Genomic DNA, 25,189 nt, shown 5'->3' on the forward strand with positions numbered 1-25,189 from the left:
GTGAATCGAAATTCGCCGTCATGATCTCAACCAGCGCACGCGTTTCCGTCGCCGAGATCCGGCACCGAGTCGAGCCGCTGCTGCGTCACGAAGGTCATTGCGCCGCCGTCCACGTTGATGACGCTCATCGGGAAGTCGATGATCTTGTGGCACGTCGGCGAGAAGTAGGTGACCTCGCCGACCGGGGTGTCAACCGGCTCGCCCTCCGCCAGCGCATCGCGCACGGCCGGACCGTCGAGCTCATCGACATCGGCGAGCGCCTCGGCGAACGCCGACACCATCGAGTAACCCAGCACCGCGTACGCCGACGTCGGCTCCGAACCGTACTCGTCCGCATACGCGGAGACGAACGCGTCGAGATCCTCCGAATCGGCTCCTGAGCAGTAGTTGTAGCAGGCGAAGCCCGTGTAATAGATGTTGCTCGCGTCGCCCACGATGTCGAGCAGCACTTGCCCGTCGAGCGCGGCAGGTCCGACGATCGGAACCTCCACACCCGACTCACGAAGCTGACGGATCGCCGTCGCTCCACCGGGGTTCCAGCTCGCCACGTAGACGAAGTCGGGTTGCGGCGAGAGACCGCGCAACCGAGCGGCCTGACTCGCGATGTTCACGCTGTCACCACCGGGGAACGCGTCCGCCCCGACGATCTCGCCGCCCAGCTCCTCGAACGTCGCCTGGAAGTACGCACCTGCGGACTTCGTGTACTCGATGCTCTCGTCCTGCAGAACGTAGGCAGTCTCCCACCCTTGGTCCGCCGCCCATGCGGCCCCCGTGCCGCCCTCGACATCACTACCAGCGTTGGCCGAGAAGACGAAGTCGCCGAGCGTCGTGCGGTCGGCCATCTTCGGGTCGCCGGCGCAGATCGAGACTGCGGGGATCTCGGCGCTCTGCGCGACGCTCGCGCCGGGAGCACTCAGATCGAAGTCGCAAGGAGTGACGAGCAGATCGATGCCCTCACCGATCAGCTCCGTCGCCGCGGTACCCACCGTCTCGGGGCTGCTGCGGACATCGCGGGTGATCGCTCGGATGGTCTTGCCGCCGATCCCGCCCTCCTCGTTGAGCTGGTCGATCCGCAGCATCGCTGCCTGCTGGGGCTCCACATCGAACGGAGCCATGTTGCCGCTCTCGGAGGTCGCGAAGCCGATGACGATCTCATCGGCCTCGTCCGAGGAGCCGGAGTTCCCGCCGCAGGCGGCGAGAACCGTGAGCGCGGCGGTGGACACCGCCACCGCAGCCACTGATCGGGCTGTTTTTGGGCGCACTGAGTAGAGCATGGGTCCAGATTCCTCTCGGGGGGAGTGAGTGTTGGGGAGGAGTGACCGGCCTTCGCCGCGTCACCGTGACTAGGTCTGCGCGGCGAGGAGAGCCGTGTGCACCGCCTCGATGCTGCGGTCGACGTCGTCATCGGTCGTCGCCGCGTTGAGACGGCGATCGCCGGTGGGGAAGGCGGGCTCGAGAATTCCTTGGGACAACAGCGAGGCGTGATACCGGCCGTACGCGTCGGCATCGGACTGCATCGCCTCGCGGAAGTTGGTGGGCAGCTCCCCGCGGAAGTAGACGCACCACTCCGAACCGAGGCCGTCCACCGTCGCCCGCGCTCCGGTGTCGTCGATCGCCTTGGCGATCCCCTGCCGCAAGCGCGCCCCGAGATCCCACAGGCGCTGGTGCACGTTCTCGGTCTCCATGATGCGCAGCGTCGTGTTGGCCGCCGCGAGGGAATACGGAGAAGCGTTATACGTGCCGTCGATGGTGGCCTGATCGCGGTCGTAGGCGCCCAGGTGGCCCATCAATGCGTTCGAGCCAGCCAAGCCCGCGAGGGAGTAACCGTTGGCCACCGCCTTGCCGAACGCGGTGAGGTCCGGAGTTACACCACACAGCGACTGATAGCCCCCGATCGCCGCGCGGAAACCCGTCTTGACCTCGTCGAACGTCAGCACGACCCCATGTCGGGTGCACAGCTCGCGCAGCAACTCCAGGAAGCCCGGCTGAGCCGGGATGCAGCCGAAGCTGTGGATGTAGGGCTCAGCGAACGCGATCGCGAGCTCCTCGCCGTACGTGGTGAAAGCAGCTTCCAGGCCCGCCCGGTCGTTCCACTCGACGACCACGACATCGTCAACAACCGCAGGATGGAGGCCGCCGCCGTTCGGCGTGTTGAGGATCGAGTTCGCATTGAGATCCTTACGCGAACTGCCCACCGCGACATGATCGTTCCACCCGTGGTACGAGCCATGGAACTTGAGCACCTTGAGCCGCCCCGTGGCCGCTCGTGCAACATGCACCGCATGCATCGTGGCGTCAGTTCCCGACGTGCAGAAGGCGACCTTCTCCGCCGACGGCATCACCTCGCAGATCTTCTCCGCCAGCTCCGCCTCACCGCGCTGTGGTCCGACACCCGTCAGATCGCACGTGGAGACCGCCTCGTAGACCGCTCGGTTCACCCGCTCATCGCTGTGGCCGAGCACGATCGGCCCCCACGCGTTCAGGTAGTCGAGGTACCGACTGCCCTCGTCGTCCCACACGTACGCGCCCTCGGTACGGACGAACACCTGCTTCCATCCGACGCGATGGCCCGAAGACACCCCGCGGGGAACGACGGCACGCGCCCTGGTCCACGTGGGATGATCGTCATTGGGCTGCGACATGGTGTACTCCTTCGTGGGTCGTTGCCTCGGCGAGGTCGTCGAGCATCGCGGCGCTCAGCCGCTCAGCCACCATCACCGTCGGAAGATGGGTGTTCGCCCGCGGCACATCGGGCATGATCGAGGCGTCGATGACCCTCAGATGCCGCACCCCGAGCACCCGGCCGCGCTGGTCGACCACGGCATCGTCGTCATCGCTGCGCCCCATGCGCACGGTGCCCACGGCATGGAAGTAGTCGCCGACAGAGCTGTCTAGCCAGGCTTCGTAGGTCGGCTCGTCGTCGAGCGCCGATAGCGGCGTGCCCTCGGTGTCGATGAAGACCGATTCGACGATCTCCTGGAAGGGTTCGGTCGCCACGAGGCGTTGGAGCAGCCTGACCGCCTCGCGCATCGCCCGGCGGTCTTCGGGAGTCGACAACATGTTCTCGGCAGTGACCGGCGGTCCGTTCGGGTCGTCCGGATTCAGCGACACCTCTCCGCGCGAAGTGACGCGCATGACCGCGGCCATCAGCACCCCATGCGTCTCCGGCTCGGTCGGGGCGAGGGGCCCGTGCAGCGGAAGGAAATGGAGATCGCCCTCGCCGTTGCTCGAGGACAACCGCAACACGGATCCGATACAGGGCCCGGACGCCTCAGCGGCGCGATACTCGGGTTTGAGCCTCAGATACACCGACGCCGCCGGGTGATCCTGCAAGCGCTTGCCGATCCCGCGATGGTTCACTCCCGTTCGCAGCAAGACCGCCGGTGACTCGATCGCTCCGGCACACAGCACGACCTCGTCGGCTTCGAGGAGGGTGCCATCGGCGAGCTCGACGCCGGTCGCACGATCACCCTCCATGACAAGCCGCAGCACCTCGCTGTTCGGACGAACGACGAGGTTGGCACGCGAACGGGCCGGATCCAGGTAGGCCTCGCGGCTCGATCGGCGGCCGCGCTCGTCCGCATGCCGCCACAACGCGCCGCCGCCGTCATCCGGACCGTAGGTGTCGACGTCGCTCGGCAAGCCGAACGACGTCGCGGCCGCGACCGTCGCCTGGTCGATCGGCGTGTACTGTTCGGGCCCGGACGCGGTGACGTCCTTCTTCAGGCGGGCGAACCACGGCTCGACTTCCGACCATGACCACTCGCCGAGCCCGTAATCGGTCGCCCAACCGTCGTAATCGGAGGGCAGACCAGGCAGAGCCAGCATCGCATTGACGAGACCTGAACCGCCCACGCCCCGACCCCGTTGATACTCACGAGGAGCATCCGTGCCTAGCCGCGTCGCCATCAGGCGGGAGGCGAAGGCTCCCGTAGCTTTCAAGGCTTCGAGCCAGTTCAACGACGCCAGTTGGCCGGCCGTCATCGCATCGAACTCGTCAGGCCCGGACTCCAACAAGGTGACCTGATGGTCGCCGCTCTCTGACAACCGCGCCGCAACCACACAACCGGCGCTGCCCGCGCCAACCACAATGATGTTCGCCATCTCGCTTCACTCCCTCACCGCGTCGGGGCGACGAAGAAGTCGCGGTTGAGCACCATGAGGTCGTCTCGCGACAGTTCATCGATCGAGCCGCGGCCAATGCCGTACATCGTTTCGCGGATACCGCTCTTGAGGATCTGCAGCACCTGGTAGACGCCCTCTTCACCGCCGGCGGCCAGCCCGTACAAGAAGGCACGTCCCACGAACACCGCCTTGGCGCCGAGCGCAATCGCCTTGACGACATCGGAACCGCGTCGGACACCGCCATCGACGACCACCTCGACCGAGTCGCCGACCGCCGTCACGATGTCGGGAAGATACCGGAGCGGAGAAGGGCTCCCGTCGATGTTGTTGCCACCGTGGTTGGAGACCGAGATGGCATCGGCGCCGACCTCGACGGCGAGCTTCGCGTCCTTGATCGTGTTGATGCCCTTCACCATGAAGGGACCACCCCACAGTTCACGCAGCCAGCGCACGTCCTCCCAGGTGGGCGGCGGGGTCTCTTCGAACACGGACCACGCCTTGCCGAAGAAGGGAACGGAGTCGTCGTTTCCGAACAGGTTCGGTACGCGAAGGTCCGGGATGGCCCCGCGCCTGAGATAACGGGCCAGCCATGCGGGTCGCGACAGTGCCTCGGGCGCGAGCCGGGCGATCGTCTTGGGCCCGAGGTCGCTCGGCGGTGCCGGCGGAACTCCCCAGTCGCGGCGTGGCGTATGCGACCAGTCGAGCGTCACGATGAGCCCCTTGGCACCGGCTCGCCGGGCCGCCTCCACCCTCCGCTCGATGTCGTGCTTCGTGCCCACCCAGTAGAGCTGGAAAAACGTGTCGGGATTTGCGCGAACGACGTCCGAGACGTCGTGGCCGGCCCAGGAACTCAGCCCCATGGCGGTGCCGGAGCGGGCGGCCGCGCGGGCAACGCCGACTTCCCCATCCGGGTGGATGGCTTGCGCCCCGACCGGGGAGATCATCACCGGGAACTCGAGGTCCACGCCCATGATGCTGGTGCGCAGGTCGAAGCTCGTCGGCCTGTCGAAGATCGTGGGCGAGAACCCTAGCTCATTGAAGGCTCTGAGATTGTCGTCCAGCGTCCACCCCTGCTCGTTGCCCGCTTTAACTGCGAGCCACACGGCACGTGGCAGCGCCCGCTTCGCCTGCCGCTCAGCCTCGGCGAGGTTCCTGAATCGCACCCTCATGCTTCCGTTCCTTCCCTCGGCGCACCGGACATCCGCAGCCCGTAGACCCTTAGTGACTAGGAACACTAGGCCTGTAACACGCCTTCCGGCAATAGTTATTTGTGAATGTTTCGTAACTTGCGTGCCGCATCCGGCGCCCCACGCAGCACGCCAGGACGGAATACGGACTGGAACGGCGGTCAATGATCGACGAGAGCCCGCCGACACAATGCTGTAACGTCTATTCCCTCTAGCGCCTCTACTCGCCCATGTGTAATGATCTGGTCACAGCGTCGCTGAAGGGACCACCATGAATCACGAACCGATGATGTTCATCGCCACAAACGACCTCGCCGGCCAGACGCGCGGCCGCGCGGTTCCCGCCTCGCGCGCGGACAGCGGTCTGCACAACGGCGTCGGGTGGGTGCCCGCCAACCTCGCCATCTCCTCGTTCGGCCACATCGTCGCGCCGAACGCCTTCGGGTCAACCGGCGACCTTCGCCTCATCCCCGACCCCACCACGCGAACGCACGTGCCCGGCACCGCCGAACATCCCGCCGTCGACGTCTATCTCGCCGACCAGCAACTGCTCGACGGCACGCCGTGGTCGTCGTGCCCCCGCGTCTTCGCGCGTTCCGCAGTCGAGGCGTTCACCGCCGAGACCGGCCTCGAAGTCGCTGCCTCCTTCGAGCACGAGTTCATGCTCGACGACCTCCCGACCAGCGCTCCGTTCAGCTGGCAGCGGTTCAGGGACGCCGAGCCGTTCGGCTCGGAGCTCGTCGAACTCCTGCAACTCAACGGCTTCGGGCCCGAAACGTGGTTGCCCGAGTACGGCGAGGACCAGTTCGAGATCACCATCGAGCCAACCACCGCGGTGCTCGCGGCGGACCGGGCAGTGCTGCTCAAGGAACTCGTCCGCGACCTCGCCCGCCGCCACGGCCACCGGGCGACCTTCGCACCGCTGCTCGATCCCGACGGCAGCGGCAACGGCGTCCACATCCACCTGTCACTGCGCGACGCCACCACCGGCGAGCCGGTCCTCCACGACCCGTCGCAACCCAGCGGACTGTCCGAACTCGGCCGCAAGTTCGCCGCCGGCGTCCTGACGCACGCCCGAGCGATCAGCGCGTTGACGGCTCCCAGCGCCTCATCGTTCCTCCGCCTGCTGCCCCACCGCTGGAGCACCGGCGGGATCTTCCTCGCCGAACGCAACCGCGAAGCGCTCCTGCGCATCTGCCCCACCGCCCCCGACGGCGACACAGCAGCCCGGCAGTACAACCTGGAATTCCGCGCCGGCGACGCGACCGCCAACCCCTGGCTCGCGATCGGCGCCCTGATCCGCGCGGGCCTGCACGGCATCACCGAGGACTACCCGGCACCCACGATCTGGCCAGAGGACGCCAGCGAGGAGGACCTGGAAGGCGTCGAGCCGCTGCCGCGGGACCTTCCGGAGGCCTTGGAGGCACTGGAGAAGGATGACGTTGTCACGCGCTGGCTCGACCGCGACATGCTGGCGACGTTCCTGGCCATCAAGCGCGCCGAACTCGATCAGACCCGTGACCTCGATCTGGCGGCGCTTTGCCGAAGGATCGCCGATGTCCACTGATCTCGAGCGCGAGGTCGAAGAACTCGCGCTCATCGATCACCACGTGCACGGCCCGCTGGCCGGCCAGACCGACGACGCGACGTTCCAAAATCTGCTCACCGAATCGGACCGCCCACTCGCCCACGGAACGAGCGTGTTCCACTCGCACCTCGGAATGGCAATCATCAACGAGTGCCCCGAGGTGCTCGGCCTCGACGGCGTGAGGACGCCAGCAGACTATCTGCGAGCTCGCCGCGATCTGCCCGTCGCGGAGCTGACGCGCACCCTGCTCGACGCCAGCGGAGTCGACGAATGGCTCGTCGACACCGGCCTCGGCGAGAGCCTGTTGATGGACCTGCCGACGATGTCGACGGTCACGCGCGGGAGCGTCCGCGAGATCGCCCGACTCGAGACCATCGCCGAGAAGCTCGTCACCACGACAACGGCGACGGGCTTGCACGACGCCGTCATCGGCCACCTCGACGACCTCGCCCCGATGGTGGCGGGCTGGAAGTCCGTCATCGCCTACCGCCACGGCTTCGACTTCGACCCCACCCGGCCCTCACGCAGTGACGTCATCACTGCAGCCGGCCGATGGATGCGCGCCATCGAGTCCGGAGCATCGCCGCGAGTGAGCGATCCCGTGCTACTGCGCATGCTGCTGTTCGCCGCCTGTGACACCGGCCTGCCTGTGCAGCTCCACGCCGGATACGGCGACCCCGACCTCGACCTGCACCGCAGCAACCCGGCGCTGCTCGTGGACTGGCTGCGCGAGGTGGAGTCGTCGGGCTCGGACATCATGCTGCTGCACTGCTACCCGTACCACCGCGAGGCCGGCTACCTCGCTCACGTGTTCCCCCACGTCTACTTCGACGTCGGACTCGCGATCAACTACACCGGCGCCGCCTCGACTCGCGTCATCGCCGAGAGCATGGAGTTGGCGCCGTTCACCAAGGTCCTCTACTCGTCGGACGCCTACGGGCCACCCGAACTGCACTATCTCGGTGCCCAGCTGTGGCGCCGCGGCACGGCCCGGACCTTGCAGTCCTGGATCGACGATGGCGGCTGGAGCGAGAACGACGCGTTGCGCGTCGCACGACTCATCGGGCGGGAGAACGCTCGCCGCGTCTACGGAGAAGCACATGAGTAAAGAACTGTGGGAAGCGCTCGAGCGGCAACTCCCCGCGGCGATCGAACTGCGGCACGAGTTGCACCGCGACCCCGAACTCTCGGGCGAGGAATCGATCACGCGTGACCGTGTCCTGGCAGCACTCGGGCCGTCCAGCGAGCCCCACAAGGTCGCCGAAACCGGCGCAGTAGTGCGCATCGGCGGGGCGGGGCCCGCCATCGGTCTGCGTGGCGAACTCGATGCTCTCCCGATCACCGAGAACTCCGGGTACGAGTGGGCCTCACAGAACACCGGAGTGATGCACGCCTGTGGCCACGACGTCCATCTCGCAGCACTCGTCGCCGTCGGCCGCGCCATCGACGCGGTGGGAGGTGACTTTCCGTTGCTCGCCGTGCTCCAGCCGCGTGAGGAGACCTACCCCTCCGGCGCGCAGGACATCGCCTCGCACGGTGTGCTCGTCGACGAGGAATGCCAAGCGATGATCGGCGTCCATATTCAACCTACGCTCGACGAGGGAACCGTCGCCTGTGTACCCGGGGCGGTGAACGGCTCGTCCGACGAATTCACGATCGTCATCGAAGGCGAGCCCGGGCACGCCGCGTACCCGCATCTCACCCGTGACCCGCTGCTCGCGGCCGCCCACCTAGTTGTCGCTCTACAAGCAGTAGTGAGCAGGGTGATCGACCCGATGGCGTCGGCCGTACTCGGCGTCTCCTCCTTCTCCGCAGGCGAAGCTGCCAACGTGGTGCCGGGAGTGGCCCGCGTCTCGGGAACACTGCGCTCGCTGGACGATCACACGCGACTGCTCCTGCAGACGAAGCTGACCGAGACGGCCGATCACATCGCGCGTTCCCACGGCTGCACTGCCGAGACTCGCATCACCGTCGGTGAGCCCGTCCTTCGCAACAACCCGGAACTGGCGGAAGCGACATCCGCCCAGCTCCGCAGCCGAGGCGTCGAGGTGTCCCGCGGCTTGCGCTCTCTCGGGGCCGATGACTTCGCCTTCTTCGCCGAATACCTGCCCTCGCTCATGCTGTTCGTCGGCACGACCTCTGCCGAACGTTTGCACTCACCCACGTTCTTGCCGCCGGACGACAGCGTGCGCGCCGTCGCCGAGGCGATGCTGAGCGGCTACCTGGGCGCCTGCGAAGCACTCAAACCACCCACCTCTCGAAGCAAGGAGTCGCAATGACACGGTTTGTCGGTGTTCAGGACATGGTCCGCTGGATCGGGCAATCGGACGTGACGACGATTCTCAACGGCATGATGGACTACCTCGAACATGACTTCCAGCGTTGGCAAGTCTTCGACAAGTCGGCCCGCGTCGCGAGCCACACGCCCTTCGGTGTCATCGAGCTCATGCCGACCAGCGACCACGAGACATACGCGTTCAAATACGTCAACGGGCACCCGTCCAACCCCGCACGCGGCTTCCAGACGGTGACCGCGTTCGGGGTTCTCGCCGATACCCACAACGGCTATCCCCGCTTCATGGCAGAGATGACGATCCTGACCGCTCTGCGGACTGCGGCGACGTCAGGACTGGTCGCCAAACACCTGGCTCGGACCGACGCCAGCAGCATGGCGATGATCGGCACCGGAAGCCAGTCGGAGTTCCAAGCCCTGGCAATGCATGCCGCGCTCGGCATCACCACCCTGCGCATCTGGGACCGCGACCCCGACGCAATGGCAAAGTTCGTTCGCAACATGCGCCCCCGGGGGTTCGACATCACCGTTGCCGCTGATGCTCGCGACGCTGTGCGAGGCGCCGACATCATCACGACCTGCACGGCCGACAAGGTGCACGGCAGCGTACTTCCCGCCGACGCCGTCGCCCCGGGCGTCCATATCAACACCGTGGGCGGCGACTGCCCGGGCAAGACGGAACTCGACCCCCGCATTCTGCACCTCGGCGACATCTTCGTTGAGTACACGCCACAAACCCGGGTCGAGGGCGAGATTCAACTACTGTCCCCCTCGCACCCAGTCACCGAACTCTGGGAAGCGATGACCGGGCGACACCCCGGGCGCACATCACCCGAGCAGATCACCATCTTCGACTCGGTCGGGTTCGCTATCGAGGACTTCTCAGCCTTGCGCTATCTCCAGGACGCCGTCCGCGGCACGGACTTCGAGACGTACATCGACCTCGTCGCCGAACCCGACGATCCGAAAGACCTTTTCGGCATGGTGGGCTCGCTCTCCCCGATCGGCTGACGCTACGGGCGCGGCGGCGCCGGGCACGAGGAAGCCGGGACGCGAGCAACCCCACCACCGGCGGGTGAGGAGACCTCGTCAGGAGTACGCGGCCACGAAGATCCGCACCGCTTCGGTGACGTGGCGCTGCAGAGCGAGCTCGTCGGGGGCGCCTTCGTCACCCAACAGCATCGCCTCGTTGAGCGGTGCGCCCATGACCATCCAATTGAAATGCGTGGCGGCAGCGTGCGGATCGTCGACGCGCAACACGCCGCGCTCGGCGTAGGCGGCGATGAGTCCGGACAGCTCGGTGATCGCGCGAGCTGGTCCACCATCGAACAGCGCCTTGGCGAGGTCGGGGAACCGCGGCACCTCACCGATCACCAGCCGACGCAGCTGAAGTAGCCGCGGTTCCAGGACGACGGTGAGCTGACGCAGCCCGTACTGCTGCAGGTGGGCGGCGACGTCATCACCGAGGTCGTCGGGCTTCCAGGACCGGCGGTCGTGCACCCGGTCCCCCGCATCGCCCGTCATCGCAGAGACGACGGCGACGAACAACGCCTCCTTGCTGCCGAAATGCGCGTAGACCGTGGGCTTCGACACCTGCGCTCGACGGGCGACGTCGTCCACGCTGGCGCCGAGGTAGCCGCGGGAGAGGAACAGCGCCTCGGCGGCCGCGAGAATGTCGGCGCGCTTACGCGCGGAACGCGACAGCGGCTGCTCGGACACGTTGACAGGTTAACACCACACGGTTTAGTTTTCTGGCAGGCGAACTAAACCGTGTAGTTTCGACACTGGAGGCAACCTCATGACCCCCGCATTCGCGCCGATCGCCCACGACTTCGAAGTCCCGCTGCGCCGCGACGACACCAAGGGAGCGTGGACGATCGCGGTGCTCCCCGCATCGGGCGAACTGCTGGGCACCCGGCGGCCCGTGAAGGTCTCCGGCCTCCTCGACGGACACCGCTTCGAGGCCACGCTGCTTCCGATGGGCGACGGCACCCACATGCTGCCGGTCAAGGCCGATCTGCGAAAGCGGGTCGGCAAGGGCGACGGCGACCTCGTCCGCATCCACCTCGACGGCCGCACAAGCTGAAAGGAACCACCATGAGCAGCTACGCCACCACAGACCTCGGTGACACCGTCGCCTTCGACCTGCGCGGCACCGGCCCCGCCGTCGTGTTCGTCGCCGGCGCGGGCCCCCACCGCGCCGTCGACCCGGCGACGACCCGCACGGCGGAACTGGCCGCGGCGAGGGGCCTCACCACGGTCGTTCCCGACCGGCTCGGCCGGGGCGAGAGCGTCGCCAGCGGACACCTCGGGCTGCAACGCGAACTCGCCATGCTGCGTACCGCGATCGATGCCGCCGGGGGTCGCGCGGTGCTCGTCGGTCACTCCTCCGGGTGCGCCATCTCGCTCGCCGCCGCGGCGGCCGGGCTGCCGGTCGACGGGCTGGTGCTGTGGGAGGCACCGATGGACATGGACGAGGACGACGTGCGTGCTTGGATCGGCGAGTTCGAGCGACGCCTCGACGATGGCGATCTCGACGGAGCGCTCGCCCAGTACATGAAGGACATGCCTCCCGAATGGCTCGAAGGCGCACGACAGGATCCGTCCTACCCGCAGATCGTCGCCGACGTCGTCAGCTACCGCGCCGACGGTGAGGCCTTGGTCTGGGCCGGGTCCGCGCCGTATGCCGAACTGTCCATGCCGGTGCTCACCCTCGTCGGCGAGCACACCTTTCCCGGCATGACCGAAACGGCCACCGCGATCGCAGCCGCTCTCCCCTCCGGGCGCACCGCGACCGCGCCGGGACGCGATCATGAGTGGGAACCCGAACCGATGGCGGACCTACTCGTCGAGTTCGTTCGCGATCTGCACGGTCAACCGGCGGCGCGACGCACCAGCTAGTCGCCGACCCGCCGACGGCGTCAGTCCTCGCTCACCCGCAGGACGACCTTGCCGCCGTGACCCTCCCGGTTCGCGCGCAGCGCCGCGCCGGCGTCCTCGAGTTCCTCGAAGACGCGGACGACGTCAACCTCGAGCCGGTCGTCGGCGACGAGGTCGGCGAGCCACTGCAGTTGGGCGCCGTCGGGTCGTACCCACACGATCCGGTCCTCGATGCCGGGGACGTCGTGCTCGGCGATCGACGCGTAGCGCCCGCCCTCGGTGAGCACGGCCTGGCTCACGTCGTACACGCCGCCGACGAAGTCCGCCACGACGTCCACACCGCCGGGGGCGATCTCGCGCACCCGATCGGCGAGGCCCTCGCCGTAGACGACGGGCGTCGCACCGAGCTCGCGCAGTCGGTCGTGATGGCGCTCCGAGGCGGTGCCGATGACGGTGCGGGCGCCGAGGATCCGCGCCAGCTGCACGCCCATCCGGCCCACGCCACCCGAGGCGTTGTGCACGAGTACGACATCGCCGTCGGTCACGGCGAGACGGTCGCGGAGGGTCCGCGCAGCGGTCTGGCCGGCCAGCGGCAGCGCAGTGGCCTCCTCCCAGCTCAGCTCGGCGGGCTTGTGCGCGATGGCCCGCACCGGAACCGAGACGAGTTCGGCGAAGGTGCCTGCCTGCACCCAGTCCTTGCGGCCGTAGGCCAGAACGTGGTCCCCGACCTCGACCTCCGGGATGTCCGGGCCGACCGCCCGCACGACGCCCGCGACGTCCCACCCGGGGATGGCGGGGAACCGGACCTCCATCAGCGGGTCCAGTCCCCCGGCCATCACCTTCCAGTCGACGGGGTTGACCGCAGCGGCGCGGACTTCGACCAGCGCTTCACCGGGGCCGACCCTCGGGTCGGGCAGTTCCCCGACCTGGAGCACATCGACGTCACCGTAGGAGTCATAGAACGCAGCACGCATATCCGTCACAGCGCGTGAGACAGCGACGGCATTCCCTGACGCCGCCTCGAGGTGATTTCACGCGAGCATCACTGGGTGACTCGACCGCCACGGCTTCGGCGCCGGCTCGCGAGCGCTGCGCCGCAGGTGAGCATGGCAACGGCCAGTGCCAACAGCGGCACCACCGAGCGCGGGGTGCCCAGGTCGGGGATCGCAGCGCCCACCGCCACCTGCTGACCGCCGGGCTGCGGAACGGGCGCCGGCCCGGAGGTCGGCGGCTCGGCGGGCGCCGGCACGGTCGGTTTCACCGGGCCGGGCTGCTCGACCGGCGCCGTCTCCAGCAGGTACGCGTACACAGCGGCACCGATCTGCTGCAGATACGGGTTCGCCGTCGCCTGGACGTCGCCGCTGAATCCCGGCAACCCACGAGAGAACACCGAGAGGGTGATCTCCTGACCGGGCAGGAGCACCATGCCGATGTCGTGGCTGACCGTGTCGTTCTCCCCAGTCTTGTGGGCCAGCACCTCGGCCGGGATCGTCGCTCCCAGCTTGGTCTTGACCTGCTGGCTGAGCATCAGCTCGATGATGAACTGCGCCGACTCCGCGCTCATGAACTCCGGCAGGTCCGCCTCGCCCTCGGCGATGTCGTAGAACAGCACCATCAGTTGGTTCACACCGTGTGGCGTCAACCAGATGTCCCCGTCCGGCGGGACGATCGGCCCGAACATCTTGCGACCGAAGTGCAGATCCTCCTTCGCGATGCCGACCGCTTGGGTGAGGGCGTTGATGACGTCGAATCCACCGACCACGTCGACGAGTTTGTTCGTGGCGGTGTTGTCGCTGATCGTCACCGTGAGGTCGAGCAGGGTGCCGACGCTGACGTCCTGCGGGAAGGGATTGTCCTTCAGCGAGCCCGATCCGCCGTACCGTTCGTCCTCGGTGATCGTCACGACGTCGTCGAGCGACAGCATCCCGCGCTCCACCTGGTGCATCACGGTCGCGGCCAGGGACATCTTGATGGTGCTGGCCGTGGTGAAGCGGTCCTGCGCACCGAGCAACAGCTGCTGGTCGTCGTAGTAGCCTGAGAGGTCCTCGATCGCGACCCCGATGTCAATGCCTGCTTCCGCGGCTGCATCGAGGATCGGTTGCACGTCGGCCGCGAGACCGGGCCACGCCGTGGGCTCGGCGGCCAGCGGCTCGCGCGTGGCGTCGTAGACGATCGACGCAGCGCGCTGCACGTACTGGTCGACCTCGGCGCGGGTGAGGGGATCACCGAAAGCCGTGGTCACCGTCAACGCAACCTCGCGTCCGGGCACCAGGATGTAGCCCGAGTCGTGGGAGACGTCGGCCAGCTCGCCGGTCTTGTTCGCCAGAACGTCGCGCGGCACAACCGCACCGAACTTCGTGTCGACCAGCTGACCCTTCATCAGTTCGATGATGTGCTCACTCGACGCCGGGCTGAGGATCTCGTCCGCGTGGAGCATTCGCAGCAGCTCGGTGACCTCGCCGCTCGTGATCCAGTTCTCCTGCAGCGGCGGTGTCGCCGGATGGATCATCTTGCGGCCGAGCCACAGGTGCTCGAACCCGAGGCTCTCGATGTACGCGTTGACGGCATCGAAGCCCCCGGCCCGGTCGATCAGGACGTTCGTCGCGGTGTTGTCGGAGACCTGCACCATCAGCTCCATGAGCTCGCCGACGGTGATGTCCAGCGGGAACGTCTCATCGCGCAACGTCCCGGATCCGCCGACGATGTTGCTGCTGCCCGCCTCGATGGTTACAACCTCATCGAGACTCAGCGTGCCTCGATCGGCTTCGGCCATGAGGGCCGCGAGCAACGGCAGCTTGATGACGCTGGCCGCCTTGACCGGCTCCTGACTCCCGATGCTCATCGACGCACCGGAAAACGTCCCGCTCAGGTCAGTCACCGAGACACCGAAGTCGATGCCCGCGGCTGTCGCCTCGACGGTCAGCTCCTGCAGATTCTCGCCCAGACTGCTCCAGCTCTCGGCAGCCGTGGGGGCAGCCGTTGCCGGTCCTGCGCCGGCGAGCGATGCCATGATGGCGAGGCCGAGCATGCCGGCGACCCCTCGCATCACGCGTCGGGGCCAGCGGGTCTGAGGGGGACGTTCCAAGGTCATCGTGCATCCTTCGTCGGAAGGTGGCGAGACTTTCCCGCCGCCGTCAGCACGGACGACGCTAGGAGCGAGATGGGTCAGCAGTGTTACGCCGGCCGCTCGGAACGATGACGTTGTGAGACGAACGCAGAACGGCCCGGCCCACCGAGCGCAGGACCGCGTTCTGTCACGACATCAGCACAGATGACAGGGGCGGGGACACTACGTGTCCCCGCCCCATCGGCCCTGTATCAGCTCATACGGCGCCGGACAGCTCCGGAAGGAACGTGACGATGCCCGGCACGGCGATCAGCAGCGCGACCACCGCGACGTCGGCGACGATGAACGGAGCGATGCCCCGGAACACCTTGCCCAGCCCTGCCTCCGGCACCGCGCCGGAGTACACGAACGCGTTCATGCCCACGGGCGGGGTGATGAGCGCCATCTCCGCGACCTTGACGATGATGACGCCCAGCCAGATCCCGTCGAAGCCGTACCCGGTGAGGATCGGGTGCAGCAACGGGGCGGCGATGAGGATCATCGAGATGCCGTCGAGGAACATGCCCAGCGGAAGCAGCAGCAGCAGGCAGAGCACCAGCACGAGGTAGGGCTGCAACTCGGCACCCACCACGGCGTCCACGAGCGCGGCACTCGCGCCCGACAGCGCCAGGAAGTACGTGAACACTCCGGCGCCGACCAGCAGCAGGAACGTCATCGCGGTCAGGCCCACGGCTTCGGTGATCGATTCCTTGAGCTGCGCGGCCCACTGCGGCGGGCGGACGCGCAGCAGCAAGATGACCAACGCCGACATCGCACCGAACGAGGCGGCCTCCGTCGGGGTGGCGATGCCCAGGTAGATGGTGCCGATCGACACCCCGAAGATCACCGCGAGGAACAGCACTCCGCTGATGTCGAGCTTGGCACTCTCCTCGGTGCGGACGGTGGTCGCTGTTCCGCCACCTGCGGCATCGGTGCCGGCGCTCGCCTCGACCTCCGCCTCACGACGCGCGATCCCGCGCCGACGCAGCGAGACGATGATCATCGCCGTCGCGGCGTAGGCGAGGATGGTCAGCAGCCCGGGTCCGATGCCGGCGAGCAGCAACTGACCGATGCTCTCCTCGGCGACCACGCCGTAGAGCACGAGCACGATCGAAGGCGGGATGAGGACCCCGAGGGTGCCACCCGCGCAGACGACGCCCGCGGCGAGCCGGAGCCCGTAGCCGGCCTTGACGATGGCGTCCGTCGACACCCGCGCCATCGTCGCGACGGTGGCGACGCTCGAGCCCGTCACGGCCGCGAACAGTCCCGACCCCGCGAGCGACGCCACGGCGCTGCCCCCCGGGAGCTTCCGGAACACCCGCGTGGCGAAGTCGAAGCCCGCCTGCGCGAGGCCCGCGTGAACGGCCAGCACGCCCATCACGATGAACAACGGGATGATCGTCAGCGAGTAGTCGGCCGCCGACGAGTACGGCTGGTTGGCCGCGGTGCCCATCGCCGCACCGGTGCCGCGCATGAGGACGACGCCGACGAATCCGGCGAGCATGAGCGACAGCCCCACGTGCAGCCGGATCGCCAGGAACCCCAGGAAGAGGGCGAGGACCAGCAGGAGGATCAGAACGGATTCAGCGGTCATGGGAACCTCCCGAGGCTGCGGGCTCGAGCGCGTCGCGCTCGTTGGCGGAAACGTCCTCGCCGTTGCGGAGTGCGAGGAAGATCAGGATCTGCTTCCACACCGCCAGGGCGAAGAACAGTCCGAAGGACAGCAGCACGGCCAACTTGGCCGGCCACGTGGGAAGCCGGAGAATGTCGTTGGTCGTCTCGCCACGGTCGAGCGCGCTGTCGAAGACGCCGACCATGCCGACCACCAAGATCACGCCGAGCACCGTCAACAGCACGGCGCGAACGACACTGAGCACCATCCGACCGCGGCGGCCAAGACGGTCCTCGACCAGGCTCACCGAGACGTGCCGGCCGTCGATCTCGGCGGCCGCGAGCCCGAAGAACGCCACGGCCACCAGCAACAGGGCCGAGATCTCGACCGCGCCGAGGATCGACTGGTCCCGCAGATTGCGGCTCACGACGTCGGCGACCGTGAGGGCACCGAGGCCGAACAGCACGATCCCGGCGATGATGCTCAGCACCGACGACAGCGCCCGCACCGGGCGAGGGAAGGTCACGTCGTTCATCGCTGGGCCTCCTGCATGCAGCGGGGCAACGCGTCGACGTAGTCGGAGTCCGCGTGCTCCTCGGCGAGAATCTCGCGATAGTCCTCGAGCACCGACTGTGCGTCGTAGTCACGCTCCTCGTAGCGCTCCACCCAGTCCTCGGCGATTCCGGCGCGCTCACGCAACGCCTCGACCTCGGCCTCGGGGAGTGCCGAGAACTGCGTGCCCGCCTCGAGCAACTGCTCGCAGGCGAGCATGCCGAGCTCGTCGAGTTCCTCCAAGCCGTATCCGATGGCGTTCTCGGCCGCTTCGAGCAACGCGGCCTGGTACTCCTCGGGCATGTCCTGGAACAGGTCCTCGTTCATCACCACGATCGACGACCCGTACGCCCCCACCCCGGGGTCGACGAGGTGGGGCGTCGACGTCGACAGACCGAACGTCGGCAGGTTCGACATGCCGAGCGACGTGTAGCCGTCGACGATGCCTCGCTCCATGGACTCGTACACGTCCGTGGCGGTCATCGCGACCGGGTTGACGCCTGCCGCCACCATCACCTGCGACAGCAGCCCGCCCGCACGCACGCTGGTGCCCTTGATGTCATCGATGCTCTGCACCGGCGACGTATAGCCCAGCACGGCGTTGCCGATCGGGAGCGCGAACAGCAGACGCACGCCCTGGCGGTCGAAGTCCTCGCGGAAGGTGCCGTTCTCCTCGTACAACCGGCTGAGCGTGCGCAGATGCGCCTCGGGGTTGGTGGACTCGAACGGCAACTCCGATGCCGTGTACATCGAGAGGTCGGAGGCCGCGTACAGCGATCCGACCTGCGCCAGGTCGACGCGACCGTCGAGCGTCGCGGCCACCGACTCGTCGGCACCGACGAGGCTCTCGGAGTAGTGGAACCGCACCGTGACCTCGCCATCGGTGAGGCGCTCGACGTCCTCGGCCCAGCGCTGGACGGTCTTGGACTGGTCGGAGGTGGCGTTGGAGTAGGTCGAGTAGTGCAAGACGTACTCGCTCTCACCGCTTCCAGCGCCGCAGGCGGCGAGGGACGCGGTCATGACGGCGACGGCACCGAGTGCCGCGCCGGCGCGCGTGAGGTGCATCGTCACTCCTCTCGTGGCGTCACGCGGTAGCGGCGCAGCGTGAGCGCGGGGTTGATCGTGCGGACCGTGGCGAGGCGCTCAGAGTCCAGGGCCGCGACGGCGATCCCGTCCGCCTCGCCCACCCCGGCGAGGGTATTGCCCATGGGGTCGAGCACGACGCTGTTGCCCGCGCCCGTCGGGGCGCACTGGTCGGCGGCCACGACGTACACGGTGTTCTCGATGGCCCGGGCGCGCAGGAGCGTGGTCCAGTGGAACTCCTTGAGCGGTCCGGGCACCCACTCGGCGGGCAACGCGATGACGTCCGCGCCGGCGTCGACGAGCGTGCGCGACGTTTCGGGGAACCGCAGGTCGTAGCACGTCTGCATGCCGACGGTGAACCCGTCGACGTCGAGCAGCTGCGGCGTGACCGGGTCGCTCGCGATGACCCGGTCGGACTCGCGGTAGCCGAAGGCGTCGTACAGGTGCACCTTGCGGTACACGGCACGCACCTCGCCGCCCTGGAGGCCGACGAGGGTGTTGTGGATGCGGCCGTCCTCGGCGGACTCGTTGATGCCCGCGACGAGGGTGACGTCGAGTTCGGCCGAGAGCTCGGCCAGCCGGCTCACCGACGGGCCGTCAATCGGTTCCGCCGCCTCGACGAACCGGTCGTCCATCGCGTCGACGGTGAAGATCGCGTACTCGGGCAGGACCACGAGACGGGCACCTTGCTCCCGCGCGGCGCGCACGAGGCGCTCGATCTCGGCGAGATTCGCCGCCTTGTCAGCCGTGGGGGCGAATTGGGCGGCAGCGACGATGACGCTCATCAGGCGTTCCCTTCCTCGTTCTCGATGGTGCGCATGGTGTCGAGTGCGGCGGTGAAGCCGGTCAGCATGGCGCCGTACTGCATGACGCCGATGATGGTCTCCGCGCCTTCCTGCACGGCCAGCCGCTTCTCCGCGTCGCTCCACGCCGGGAGGATCCACGGCTTGCCGGCGGCGCGAGCGGCGCGGGCGATCGTCCGGAGGTCGTCGAGGTCGGCGTCGGAGACGCTGTAGGCACCCCGGCCGCGCAGCAGCGACAGATCGGAGGGGCCGATGAACACGCCGTCGACGGTCGGCAGGGCGAGGATCTCCTCGATCTCGTCGTAGGCCGACGCGTCCTCGATCATCGGGAAGCAGCGCGTCGTGCTGTCCTGCTCGGTCACCCACGCGTCGGTGAACCCGCGGTAGTGCGAGGTGCGTCCACCGGCGAACGACCGCAGGCCCAGCGGCGGGAACTTGGCGAAGGCGGTCACCTCGGCCGCGTGGGCGGCGGACTCCACGTGCGGAACGGCCACGGCGCTGGCACCGAGGTCGAGCGCCTGCTGGATCGGGCCGCGCTCGGGTCCGAGGACCTTGACGATGGCCTCCATCTTGCGGGCACGGATCAGCGGCAGCACCCAGTCGAGTGCGCCGAGGTCGAAGGTGCCGTGCTCGACGTCGAGGACGATGGTGTCGTAGCCGGCGAGGCTGGCCATCTCGATGGCCGCGCTCGACGGCTCGGACAACCACACGGCATGGCGGGGGGCGGGGGACACGCTGATCAAGCTCCTGATTCTCGTTCGTAACACCGCAGAAATACCTGTGGTGTGCACGTTGTATACACGCTGCACACGTGCTGTTCCGTGACCTAGGACACGGGTTGGAGCGACTCTAGGGGTACGGTGGGGCCATGTCAATGCCCGCCGACGAGGCTGCCGGGGACGTCTCCCCGTCGGCCAGCGCGACCGCCTACCGCAAGATCAGCGAGGCGATTCTCGTGGGCACGTACGCCGAAGGCGAGTTCCTCGACGAGTCCGGGCTCGCACGCAGCGTCGGCACGTCCCGCACCCCCGTGCGCGAGGCGTTACGACGGCTCCATGCCGAGCGGTACGTCGACCTCGTACCCCGCCGCGGGGCGCAGGTGCGCGTCATCACGGCGACGGAGATGCAGGAGATCTACGAGACCCGGCTGGTCATCGAAACGGCGGCGCTCACCAAGATCTGTCGCCAACGGCGCGGCGCGCCCGCGGGTGTCGAGCAGACGCTCGAGGCCATGGAGGAGGCCGGCGCCGTCCAGGACTGGTTCACCTTCGCCCGCCTCGACCAGCACTTCCACCAGTCGCTCGTCGAACATGGTGCCAACCGGGTGCTGGCCGACCTCTATCACGCCTTGCGACCGCGGCACATCCGGTTGGCCGTCCGGACGATCACCGAAGGTCCGCACCGGCGCGAGACGATCGAGCGCGAACACCGGGAGATCGTCGCAGCCCTCGAGTCCCACGACGCGGCGACGGCGGTGGACGTGCTCAATCAGCACCTCACGGCCGTCCCCGAACTCATGCGGGCGTTCTCCCACTGACCCAGGAGTCGCACTTCTGTCAGCGGGCGCTGGCAGCGTGGCGTCCATGTCGATCACGTTTCTGCAACCGCCAGGGCTCCTCGCCAGTCCCGCGTTCAGCCATGCCGCGGTCGTACCGTCCGGCGCGACCACCATCTACCTCGGGGGCCAGAACGGGGTGGACGAAGCCGGAGTCCTCGTCTCCTCCGACATCGCCGACCAGGCCACCCAGGCGCTCGAGAATGCCCGCATCGCGCTGGCCGCGGCGGGCGCGAGCCTGGCCGATGTCGTCCAGTGGTTCGTGCTCGTCGACGACGACGCCGATCTCACCGCCGCGTACGGCGCCATCGCACCTCACCTGGCGCGCGACGGCGCTCCCCCGCTGGTCACCGCGGCCAGGGTCGCGGGCCTCGGGGTACCCGGAGCGCTCATCGAGATCAGCGCCGTCGCGGCCCTCGCCCCCTGATCGCCGAGTTCAGGCGACGTCGACGTTGAGGGTGACCTCGACGTTGCCGCGGGTCGCGTTGGATTAGGGGCACACTTCGTGCGCGGCTTCGACGGCGCGCTGCCCGTCCTCCTGTGAGATGCCGCCGCCGAGTTCGACGTTCAGCGTCACCGCCAGCTCGAAACCGCCACCCTCCTTGGGACCGATGCCGACATCGGCGGTGACGGCGGAGTCCACGATCTCCACCCCGTGCTGCTTGCTCGTCGCCTTGAGTGCGGAGTGGAAGCACGCGGCATAACCGGCGGCGAAGAGCTGTTCGGGGTTCGTCGCGCCACCCTCGCCGCCCATCTCCTGAGGCGCGCGAACGTCGGTGTCGATCAGGCCGTCAGCGCTGCGGACGTGGCCGTTGCGGCCATCGCCGGTGGACGTGACGGACGCGGTGTAAACGATCTTCTCGGGCACGGGGAACCTTTCGTCGTGGGATGTCCCTACGATCGAAGCACGGCCGAGTCCGGTCGGCATTCGCAGCGCATCGACTTCGCCGGGCTGTCGGTAGGACATGAGACACTCGCACTCGATGAGCACCGCCATCTTCGGTCGCGACGACTGGATCTCGCGTCTGCGTGACGACGTCGCCCGGACCGTCACCAGTCACGGCGGCCTGGTCCTGGTCAGCGGCGAAGCGGGCATCGGCAAGACGACCCTCATCGGCGCATCGATCGAGCATGCCCGCTCCCTCGGGGCGGTCGCCGCCGTCGGCACCTGCAGCAGCTCCCAGGGCACGCCCATGCTCTGGCCGTGGACTCAGGCGTTCCGGGCCCTCCAACGAGCACTGGGAACCGCCGAATTCGACGCGCTCGCAGCCGACGTCGGCCTCGATCCCACCGAGCTGGGTGGCATCGACGACCGGAGCGGTCCGGAGTTCGCCTTCTTCGACGCGGTCGCCACCTTGCTCGCCATGATCTCCCACCGCCAGCCGCTCGTCGTCGTCATCGAGGACCTGCACTGGGCGGACGCCACGTCCGTGCAGCTCCTCGAGTTCTTGGCCCGCCACACCTGGTTCGAGCGCATCCTCGTCATCGGGACCTACCGCGACACCGAGATCGACCCCGCCCGCGAGGCGCACCGCGTCCTCACCGCGCTCATGCCCCAGGCGGGAACCATCCAGCTCGCCGGACTGGACCTCGAGGCCGTCGGCGACCTCGTGCACCGGGTCACCGGTCAGCACCCACCGGCCACGTTCGTCCAGCGCCTGCACCATCGCTCCGGAGGCAACCCGTTCTTCGTCGAACAGACCGCCCGGCTGTGGGCGAGCGGTCACGGCGAGCAGGCCCTCACGCCGGGCGTCACCGACGCGGTGCGCAGCAGGTTGCGCCCACTGCCGTCGGCGACTTTGGCCCTCCTGCAGGCCGCGGCCGTCCTGGGGAACCCCAGCACGTTGCGCGTCCTGGCGGCCATCGCCGGCCAGTCGATCGACGACTGCTCAAGCGCGCTGGCGGCGGCGTTGACCGCCCGGCTCCTACGCACCACGAGCGAGGGCGTCTACGAGTTCGTCCACGACCTCGTGCGCGAGACCGTGCTGAACGACCTCGACCCCGCCACCGAGGCACGTTGGCACGCGGCGATCGTCCGCGTGCTCGACGACCATCCGCAGGCGGTCCTGCCCGGTCAGGCCGCCGAGCACGCCGTGCAGGCGGGCGAGCTGATCGACGCCGAGCGCACCGTCGACCTTCTCGTCGCCGCCGGCCGCGATGCCAACTCCCGTCTCGATCTGCCCACGTCCACGGGCTATTACCGCCAAGCCGCCGCCATCACCCGCGATGTGGAGCGCCGGGCGCTCATCCGTCTCGATCTCGCCGCCGAGATGCACTTCGCCGCCAGGCTCGAGCGGACGCCCAGAGCCGAGGCCGTCGCGCTGCTGAACGAGCTGCTCGACGAGGCGACGCAGCGTTCGCCGGTCACGGCCGCCCGACTCGCGCTCGGACTCTATTCCTACTCCGAGATCGACCGTCGCCGCGTCATGGCGCTCCTGCGAACGAGTTCCGCCGCGTTGCTGTCCGGCCCCCTTCCCGAGGCCGACGACGACGTGTACAGCGCCGTCGTCGAGCACCTCGCCGAGGCCGCCCGTGCCGACGCTGACGACGACTCGCTCAGCACGATGCTGTCGGTCCATCACGCGGTGCTCTGGAGAGCGGGCAAGGCGGCCCAACGGCAACGCGTCGTCGCGGAACTGCAGACGGTCGCGCGGCGGCACGGCGACCGCACCACCGAGCAGTTCGCCGCCTCGTTGCTGTGGGCCACGATGCTGGAGCAGAATGACCCCGGCTATCTCGAGCAGTATCGCGCGTTCGCCGCCCTCGCGTCCCGGTATGAGACGCCGATCTTCGCGGCGAGCGAGCACATCGACGCCGCCCTGATCGCCGGCTTCCGCGGCCGCTTCGACGAGGCGTGGGAGCGCTGCGAGCGCGGCGAAAAGGCGCTACCTCACGAACGCATCTTCAACTGGGCGGTCCACTATCTGCGGTGGGTCCTGCATCTTCGCCGCGGCGACGGCGAGCAGGCCCGCCACGCGCTGAGCCTGCTGGCCGATAGCGCCTTCAACTACGACGTGCTGTGTGCCGCGCAGGCCGCCGAGGAGGGCCGGTATCGCGAAGCCCTCGACCTGCTCGAGCGCGTCGACGAGAACGGCGACGGCGTCCCTCGCATCCTCTACGACCGCGTGCTGGCGCTCGCCGCCGCCGGTACCGGCGATGCCGTGCTCATCGACCGGGCGCGAGAACGGTTGATCGCGCTCAGCGGTACGTGGTCGGTCGACCTGTACGGCATGGAGCTCGGCGGGCCGATCGACCTCTATCTCGGGATGCTCGAGACTGCCGCGGGCCACCAGCACCTGGCGGTCGAGTACCTCGAGCGCGCCGCCCGGCAGGCCGAGCACCTCTCGTCGCCGTTCTGGGCCGCCACCGCGCAGCTCGCTCTCATCGAGGCTCTCCGCGACGACGACCCCCGGCGGCACGCGGTCGAGGAGAGGCTCGTCCCCACCCTCGCCGATCTCGATGCTCCGCGGTTGGAACGTCGCGCCGCCGAGGTCCTCTCCCGTCCCGCCCGCCCCACCGAACGACCCGCCGAGCCGCGGGAAGGGAACGAGTTTCGTCGCGACGGCGCGCTGTGGCGGCTGGGCTGGAAGGGCGAAGCGGTGACCCTTCCTCATGCCAAGGGCCTGGCCGACCTGCACACCCTCATCACCGCCTCCGGGGCCGACATCTCCAGCGCGGATCTGCTGAATCCCCATCACGACCCGCAGGTCGAGGCCACGCTGCGCCTCCGCGCCGAGCCTGTCCTCGACGACACCGCGCGTCAGCAGTACCGCACCCGGCTGGAGGAGCTGGACGAACTGCTCGACGCAGCGGGCCTGGCCGGCGACGTCGAGCGACGTGACGCGCTCCTGGTCGAGCGGACCGCACTGATCGACGAGCTGCGAGCGGCGACCCGCATCGGCGGGCGCCCCCGCCGCCTCGGCGACGAGACCGAGCGGGCACGCAAGACGGTCACGGCACGCATTCGCGACGCACTCCGCAAGATCGACGCTGCGCATCCGGCTCTCGGCGCGCATCTGCGCGGTTCGGTGAACACCGGCACCTTCTGCTCCTACCGACCCTCCGAACCCGTCGACTGGCGCCTGCGCTGACCCCGCCAACCCACGCCATAGGTGGTCGAGTAGGAGGTCGCTCAGCGACCGACGTATCGAGACCACGCTTGCGTCCCGTGGTCTCGATACGCTCCCTCGATCCGGTTCCTGAGCAGCCGCGAGGAACGAGCGGCGTATCGAAGGGCGCCGCTACTCGACCACCTATGCCGCGGTATAGGTGGTCGAGTAGCAGCGAGCTCTGCGAGCAGGCGTATCGAGACCACGCTTGCGTCCCGTGGTCTCGATACGCTCCCTCGTTCCTCGGTCGCTACTCGACCACCTACAGGGAGTTGAGTGCTCACTCGTTCCGGTTC

The 25,189-nt window shown here is 68.2% G+C and carries 22 protein-coding genes and 1 pseudogene; 10 read left to right on the forward strand and 13 right to left on the reverse strand.

The features are described from left to right. Nucleotides 1-26: 26 nt before the first annotated feature. The 4 genes from D9V41_RS00100 to mftD all read right to left on the reverse strand — a co-directional run bounded on the left by D9V41_RS00100 (nucleotide 27) and on the right by mftD (nucleotide 5,294). Nucleotides 27-1,274 carry an ABC transporter substrate-binding protein gene (locus D9V41_RS00100; protein ID WP_121792511.1) on the reverse strand — a complete coding sequence of 416 codons (1,248 nt, stop codon included), beginning with the start codon at nucleotides 1,272-1,274 and terminating at the stop codon, nucleotides 27-29. 69 nt (nucleotides 1,275-1,343) lie between these two features. After that, nucleotides 1,344-2,642 (reverse strand): aspartate aminotransferase family protein, encoded by a 1,299-nt coding sequence (locus tag D9V41_RS00105; protein WP_121792512.1) that lies wholly within the window; start codon nucleotides 2,640-2,642, stop codon nucleotides 1,344-1,346. After that, a complete protein-coding gene (locus D9V41_RS00110) occupies nucleotides 2,626-4,104 on the reverse strand; it encodes a GMC family oxidoreductase (protein ID WP_121792513.1) in 1,479 nt (492 codons plus the stop codon). The genes D9V41_RS00105 and D9V41_RS00110 overlap by 17 nt, the downstream gene beginning before the upstream one ends. 14 nt (nucleotides 4,105-4,118) lie before the next feature. Beyond that, entirely contained in the window at nucleotides 4,119-5,294 is a 1,176-nt protein-coding gene (gene mftD, locus D9V41_RS00115; RefSeq protein WP_121792514.1) for a pre-mycofactocin synthase MftD, read from the reverse strand. Nucleotides 5,295-5,574: 280 nt separating this feature from the next. Here mftD and D9V41_RS18550 point away from each other — a divergent pair. The 5 genes and pseudogenes from D9V41_RS18550 to D9V41_RS00135 form a co-directional block, all read left to right on the forward strand. After that, nucleotides 5,575-5,868 (forward strand): annotated as a pseudogene (locus D9V41_RS18550) (hypothetical protein); the annotation flags it as partial. Then, a complete protein-coding gene (locus tag D9V41_RS00120) occupies nucleotides 5,860-6,879 on the forward strand; it encodes a type I glutamate--ammonia ligase (protein ID WP_279432326.1) in 1,020 nt (339 codons plus the stop codon). The pseudogene D9V41_RS18550 and the gene D9V41_RS00120, both read left to right, overlap by 9 nt. Beyond that, nucleotides 6,869-8,008: an amidohydrolase family protein gene (locus D9V41_RS00125; RefSeq protein WP_121792516.1), complete on the forward strand. Its 1,140-nt coding sequence runs from the start codon at nucleotides 6,869-6,871 to the stop codon at nucleotides 8,006-8,008. The genes D9V41_RS00120 and D9V41_RS00125 overlap by 11 nt, the downstream gene beginning before the upstream one ends. Next, nucleotides 8,001-9,179, forward strand: a complete 1,179-nt coding sequence (locus D9V41_RS00130) for a M20 metallopeptidase family protein (protein ID WP_121792517.1) — start codon at nucleotides 8,001-8,003, stop codon at nucleotides 9,177-9,179. The genes D9V41_RS00125 and D9V41_RS00130 overlap by 8 nt, the downstream gene beginning before the upstream one ends. Further along, the gene (locus D9V41_RS00135) at nucleotides 9,176-10,204 is read left to right on the forward strand and encodes an ornithine cyclodeaminase (RefSeq protein WP_121792518.1); all 1,029 of its coding nucleotides are present in this window, start codon (nucleotides 9,176-9,178) and stop codon (nucleotides 10,202-10,204) included. Before D9V41_RS00130 ends, D9V41_RS00135 begins: the two co-directional genes overlap by 4 nt. A gap of 78 nt (nucleotides 10,205-10,282) precedes the next feature. Here the strand turns inward: D9V41_RS00135 and D9V41_RS00140 are convergent, their stop codons facing one another. Then, nucleotides 10,283-10,912 (reverse strand): TetR/AcrR family transcriptional regulator, encoded by a 630-nt coding sequence (locus tag D9V41_RS00140; RefSeq protein ID WP_121792519.1) that lies wholly within the window; start codon nucleotides 10,910-10,912, stop codon nucleotides 10,283-10,285. A 79-nt stretch (nucleotides 10,913-10,991) separates the two neighbouring features. Between D9V41_RS00140 and D9V41_RS00145 the strand changes: the two genes are divergently transcribed. Next, on the forward strand, nucleotides 10,992-11,279 hold the full coding sequence (locus D9V41_RS00145; protein ID WP_121792520.1) for a DUF1905 domain-containing protein: 288 nt from the start codon (nucleotides 10,992-10,994) through the stop codon (nucleotides 11,277-11,279). Nucleotides 11,280-11,290: 11 nt separating this feature from the next. Then, complete coding sequence (locus tag D9V41_RS00150; protein WP_121792521.1) at nucleotides 11,291-12,094, forward strand: alpha/beta fold hydrolase; 804 nt, start codon at nucleotides 11,291-11,293, stop codon at nucleotides 12,092-12,094. A gap of 20 nt (nucleotides 12,095-12,114) precedes the next feature. Here D9V41_RS00150 and D9V41_RS00155 read toward each other — a convergent pair whose 3' ends face one another. The 7 genes from D9V41_RS00155 to D9V41_RS00185 all read right to left on the reverse strand — a co-directional run bounded on the left by D9V41_RS00155 (nucleotide 12,115) and on the right by D9V41_RS00185 (nucleotide 19,963). Continuing rightward, the gene (locus D9V41_RS00155; protein ID WP_208006664.1) at nucleotides 12,115-13,047 is read right to left on the reverse strand and encodes an NADP-dependent oxidoreductase; all 933 of its coding nucleotides are present in this window, start codon (nucleotides 13,045-13,047) and stop codon (nucleotides 12,115-12,117) included. A gap of 68 nt (nucleotides 13,048-13,115) precedes the next feature. Next, nucleotides 13,116-15,164: a serine hydrolase gene (locus D9V41_RS00160; protein ID WP_121792523.1), complete on the reverse strand. Its 2,049-nt coding sequence runs from the start codon at nucleotides 15,162-15,164 to the stop codon at nucleotides 13,116-13,118. Nucleotides 15,165-15,396: 232 nt separating this feature from the next. Next, nucleotides 15,397-16,773, reverse strand: coding sequence for a TRAP transporter large permease (locus tag D9V41_RS00165; protein ID WP_121792524.1), 1,377 nt, complete (start codon nucleotides 16,771-16,773; stop codon nucleotides 15,397-15,399). Continuing rightward, nucleotides 16,763-17,326: a TRAP transporter small permease gene (locus D9V41_RS00170; protein WP_121792525.1), complete on the reverse strand. Its 564-nt coding sequence runs from the start codon at nucleotides 17,324-17,326 to the stop codon at nucleotides 16,763-16,765. Before D9V41_RS00170 ends, D9V41_RS00165 begins: the two co-directional genes overlap by 11 nt. Continuing rightward, nucleotides 17,323-18,408 (reverse strand): TRAP transporter substrate-binding protein DctP, encoded by a 1,086-nt coding sequence (gene dctP, locus D9V41_RS00175; RefSeq protein WP_121792526.1) that lies wholly within the window; start codon nucleotides 18,406-18,408, stop codon nucleotides 17,323-17,325. Before dctP ends, D9V41_RS00170 begins: the two co-directional genes overlap by 4 nt. Nucleotides 18,409-18,410: 2 nt before the next feature. Next, on the reverse strand, nucleotides 18,411-19,211 hold the full coding sequence (locus tag D9V41_RS00180) for a carbon-nitrogen hydrolase family protein (protein WP_121792527.1): 801 nt from the start codon (nucleotides 19,209-19,211) through the stop codon (nucleotides 18,411-18,413). Further along, nucleotides 19,211-19,963: an HpcH/HpaI aldolase family protein gene (locus D9V41_RS00185; RefSeq protein ID WP_243697134.1), complete on the reverse strand. Its 753-nt coding sequence runs from the start codon at nucleotides 19,961-19,963 to the stop codon at nucleotides 19,211-19,213. Before D9V41_RS00185 ends, D9V41_RS00180 begins: the two co-directional genes overlap by 1 nt. A gap of 134 nt (nucleotides 19,964-20,097) precedes the next feature. On the opposite strand from D9V41_RS00185, the gene D9V41_RS00190 reads away from it, so the two are divergent. Together D9V41_RS00190 and D9V41_RS00195 are read left to right on the forward strand one after the other, a co-directional pair. Continuing rightward, complete coding sequence (locus D9V41_RS00190) at nucleotides 20,098-20,766, forward strand: GntR family transcriptional regulator (RefSeq protein WP_121792528.1); 669 nt, start codon at nucleotides 20,098-20,100, stop codon at nucleotides 20,764-20,766. 46 nt (nucleotides 20,767-20,812) lie between these two features. Next, nucleotides 20,813-21,211 carry a RidA family protein gene (locus D9V41_RS00195; protein WP_121792989.1) on the forward strand — a complete coding sequence of 133 codons (399 nt, stop codon included), beginning with the start codon at nucleotides 20,813-20,815 and terminating at the stop codon, nucleotides 21,209-21,211. A gap of 63 nt (nucleotides 21,212-21,274) precedes the next feature. Here D9V41_RS00195 and D9V41_RS00200 read toward each other — a convergent pair whose 3' ends face one another. Further along, complete coding sequence (locus D9V41_RS00200; protein ID WP_243697094.1) at nucleotides 21,275-21,652, reverse strand: organic hydroperoxide resistance protein; 378 nt, start codon at nucleotides 21,650-21,652, stop codon at nucleotides 21,275-21,277. Between the two features lie 115 nt (nucleotides 21,653-21,767). On the opposite strand from D9V41_RS00200, the gene D9V41_RS00205 reads away from it, so the two are divergent. Then, nucleotides 21,768-24,875: an ATP-binding protein gene (locus D9V41_RS00205; protein WP_166375834.1), complete on the forward strand. Its 3,108-nt coding sequence runs from the start codon at nucleotides 21,768-21,770 to the stop codon at nucleotides 24,873-24,875. Nucleotides 24,876-25,189 lie beyond the last annotated feature (314 nt).

The sequence above is a fragment of the Aeromicrobium phragmitis genome (assembly GCF_003674095.1).
In the GTDB taxonomy this organism is placed as follows: Bacteria; Actinomycetota; Actinomycetes; order Propionibacteriales; family Nocardioidaceae; genus Aeromicrobium; species Aeromicrobium phragmitis.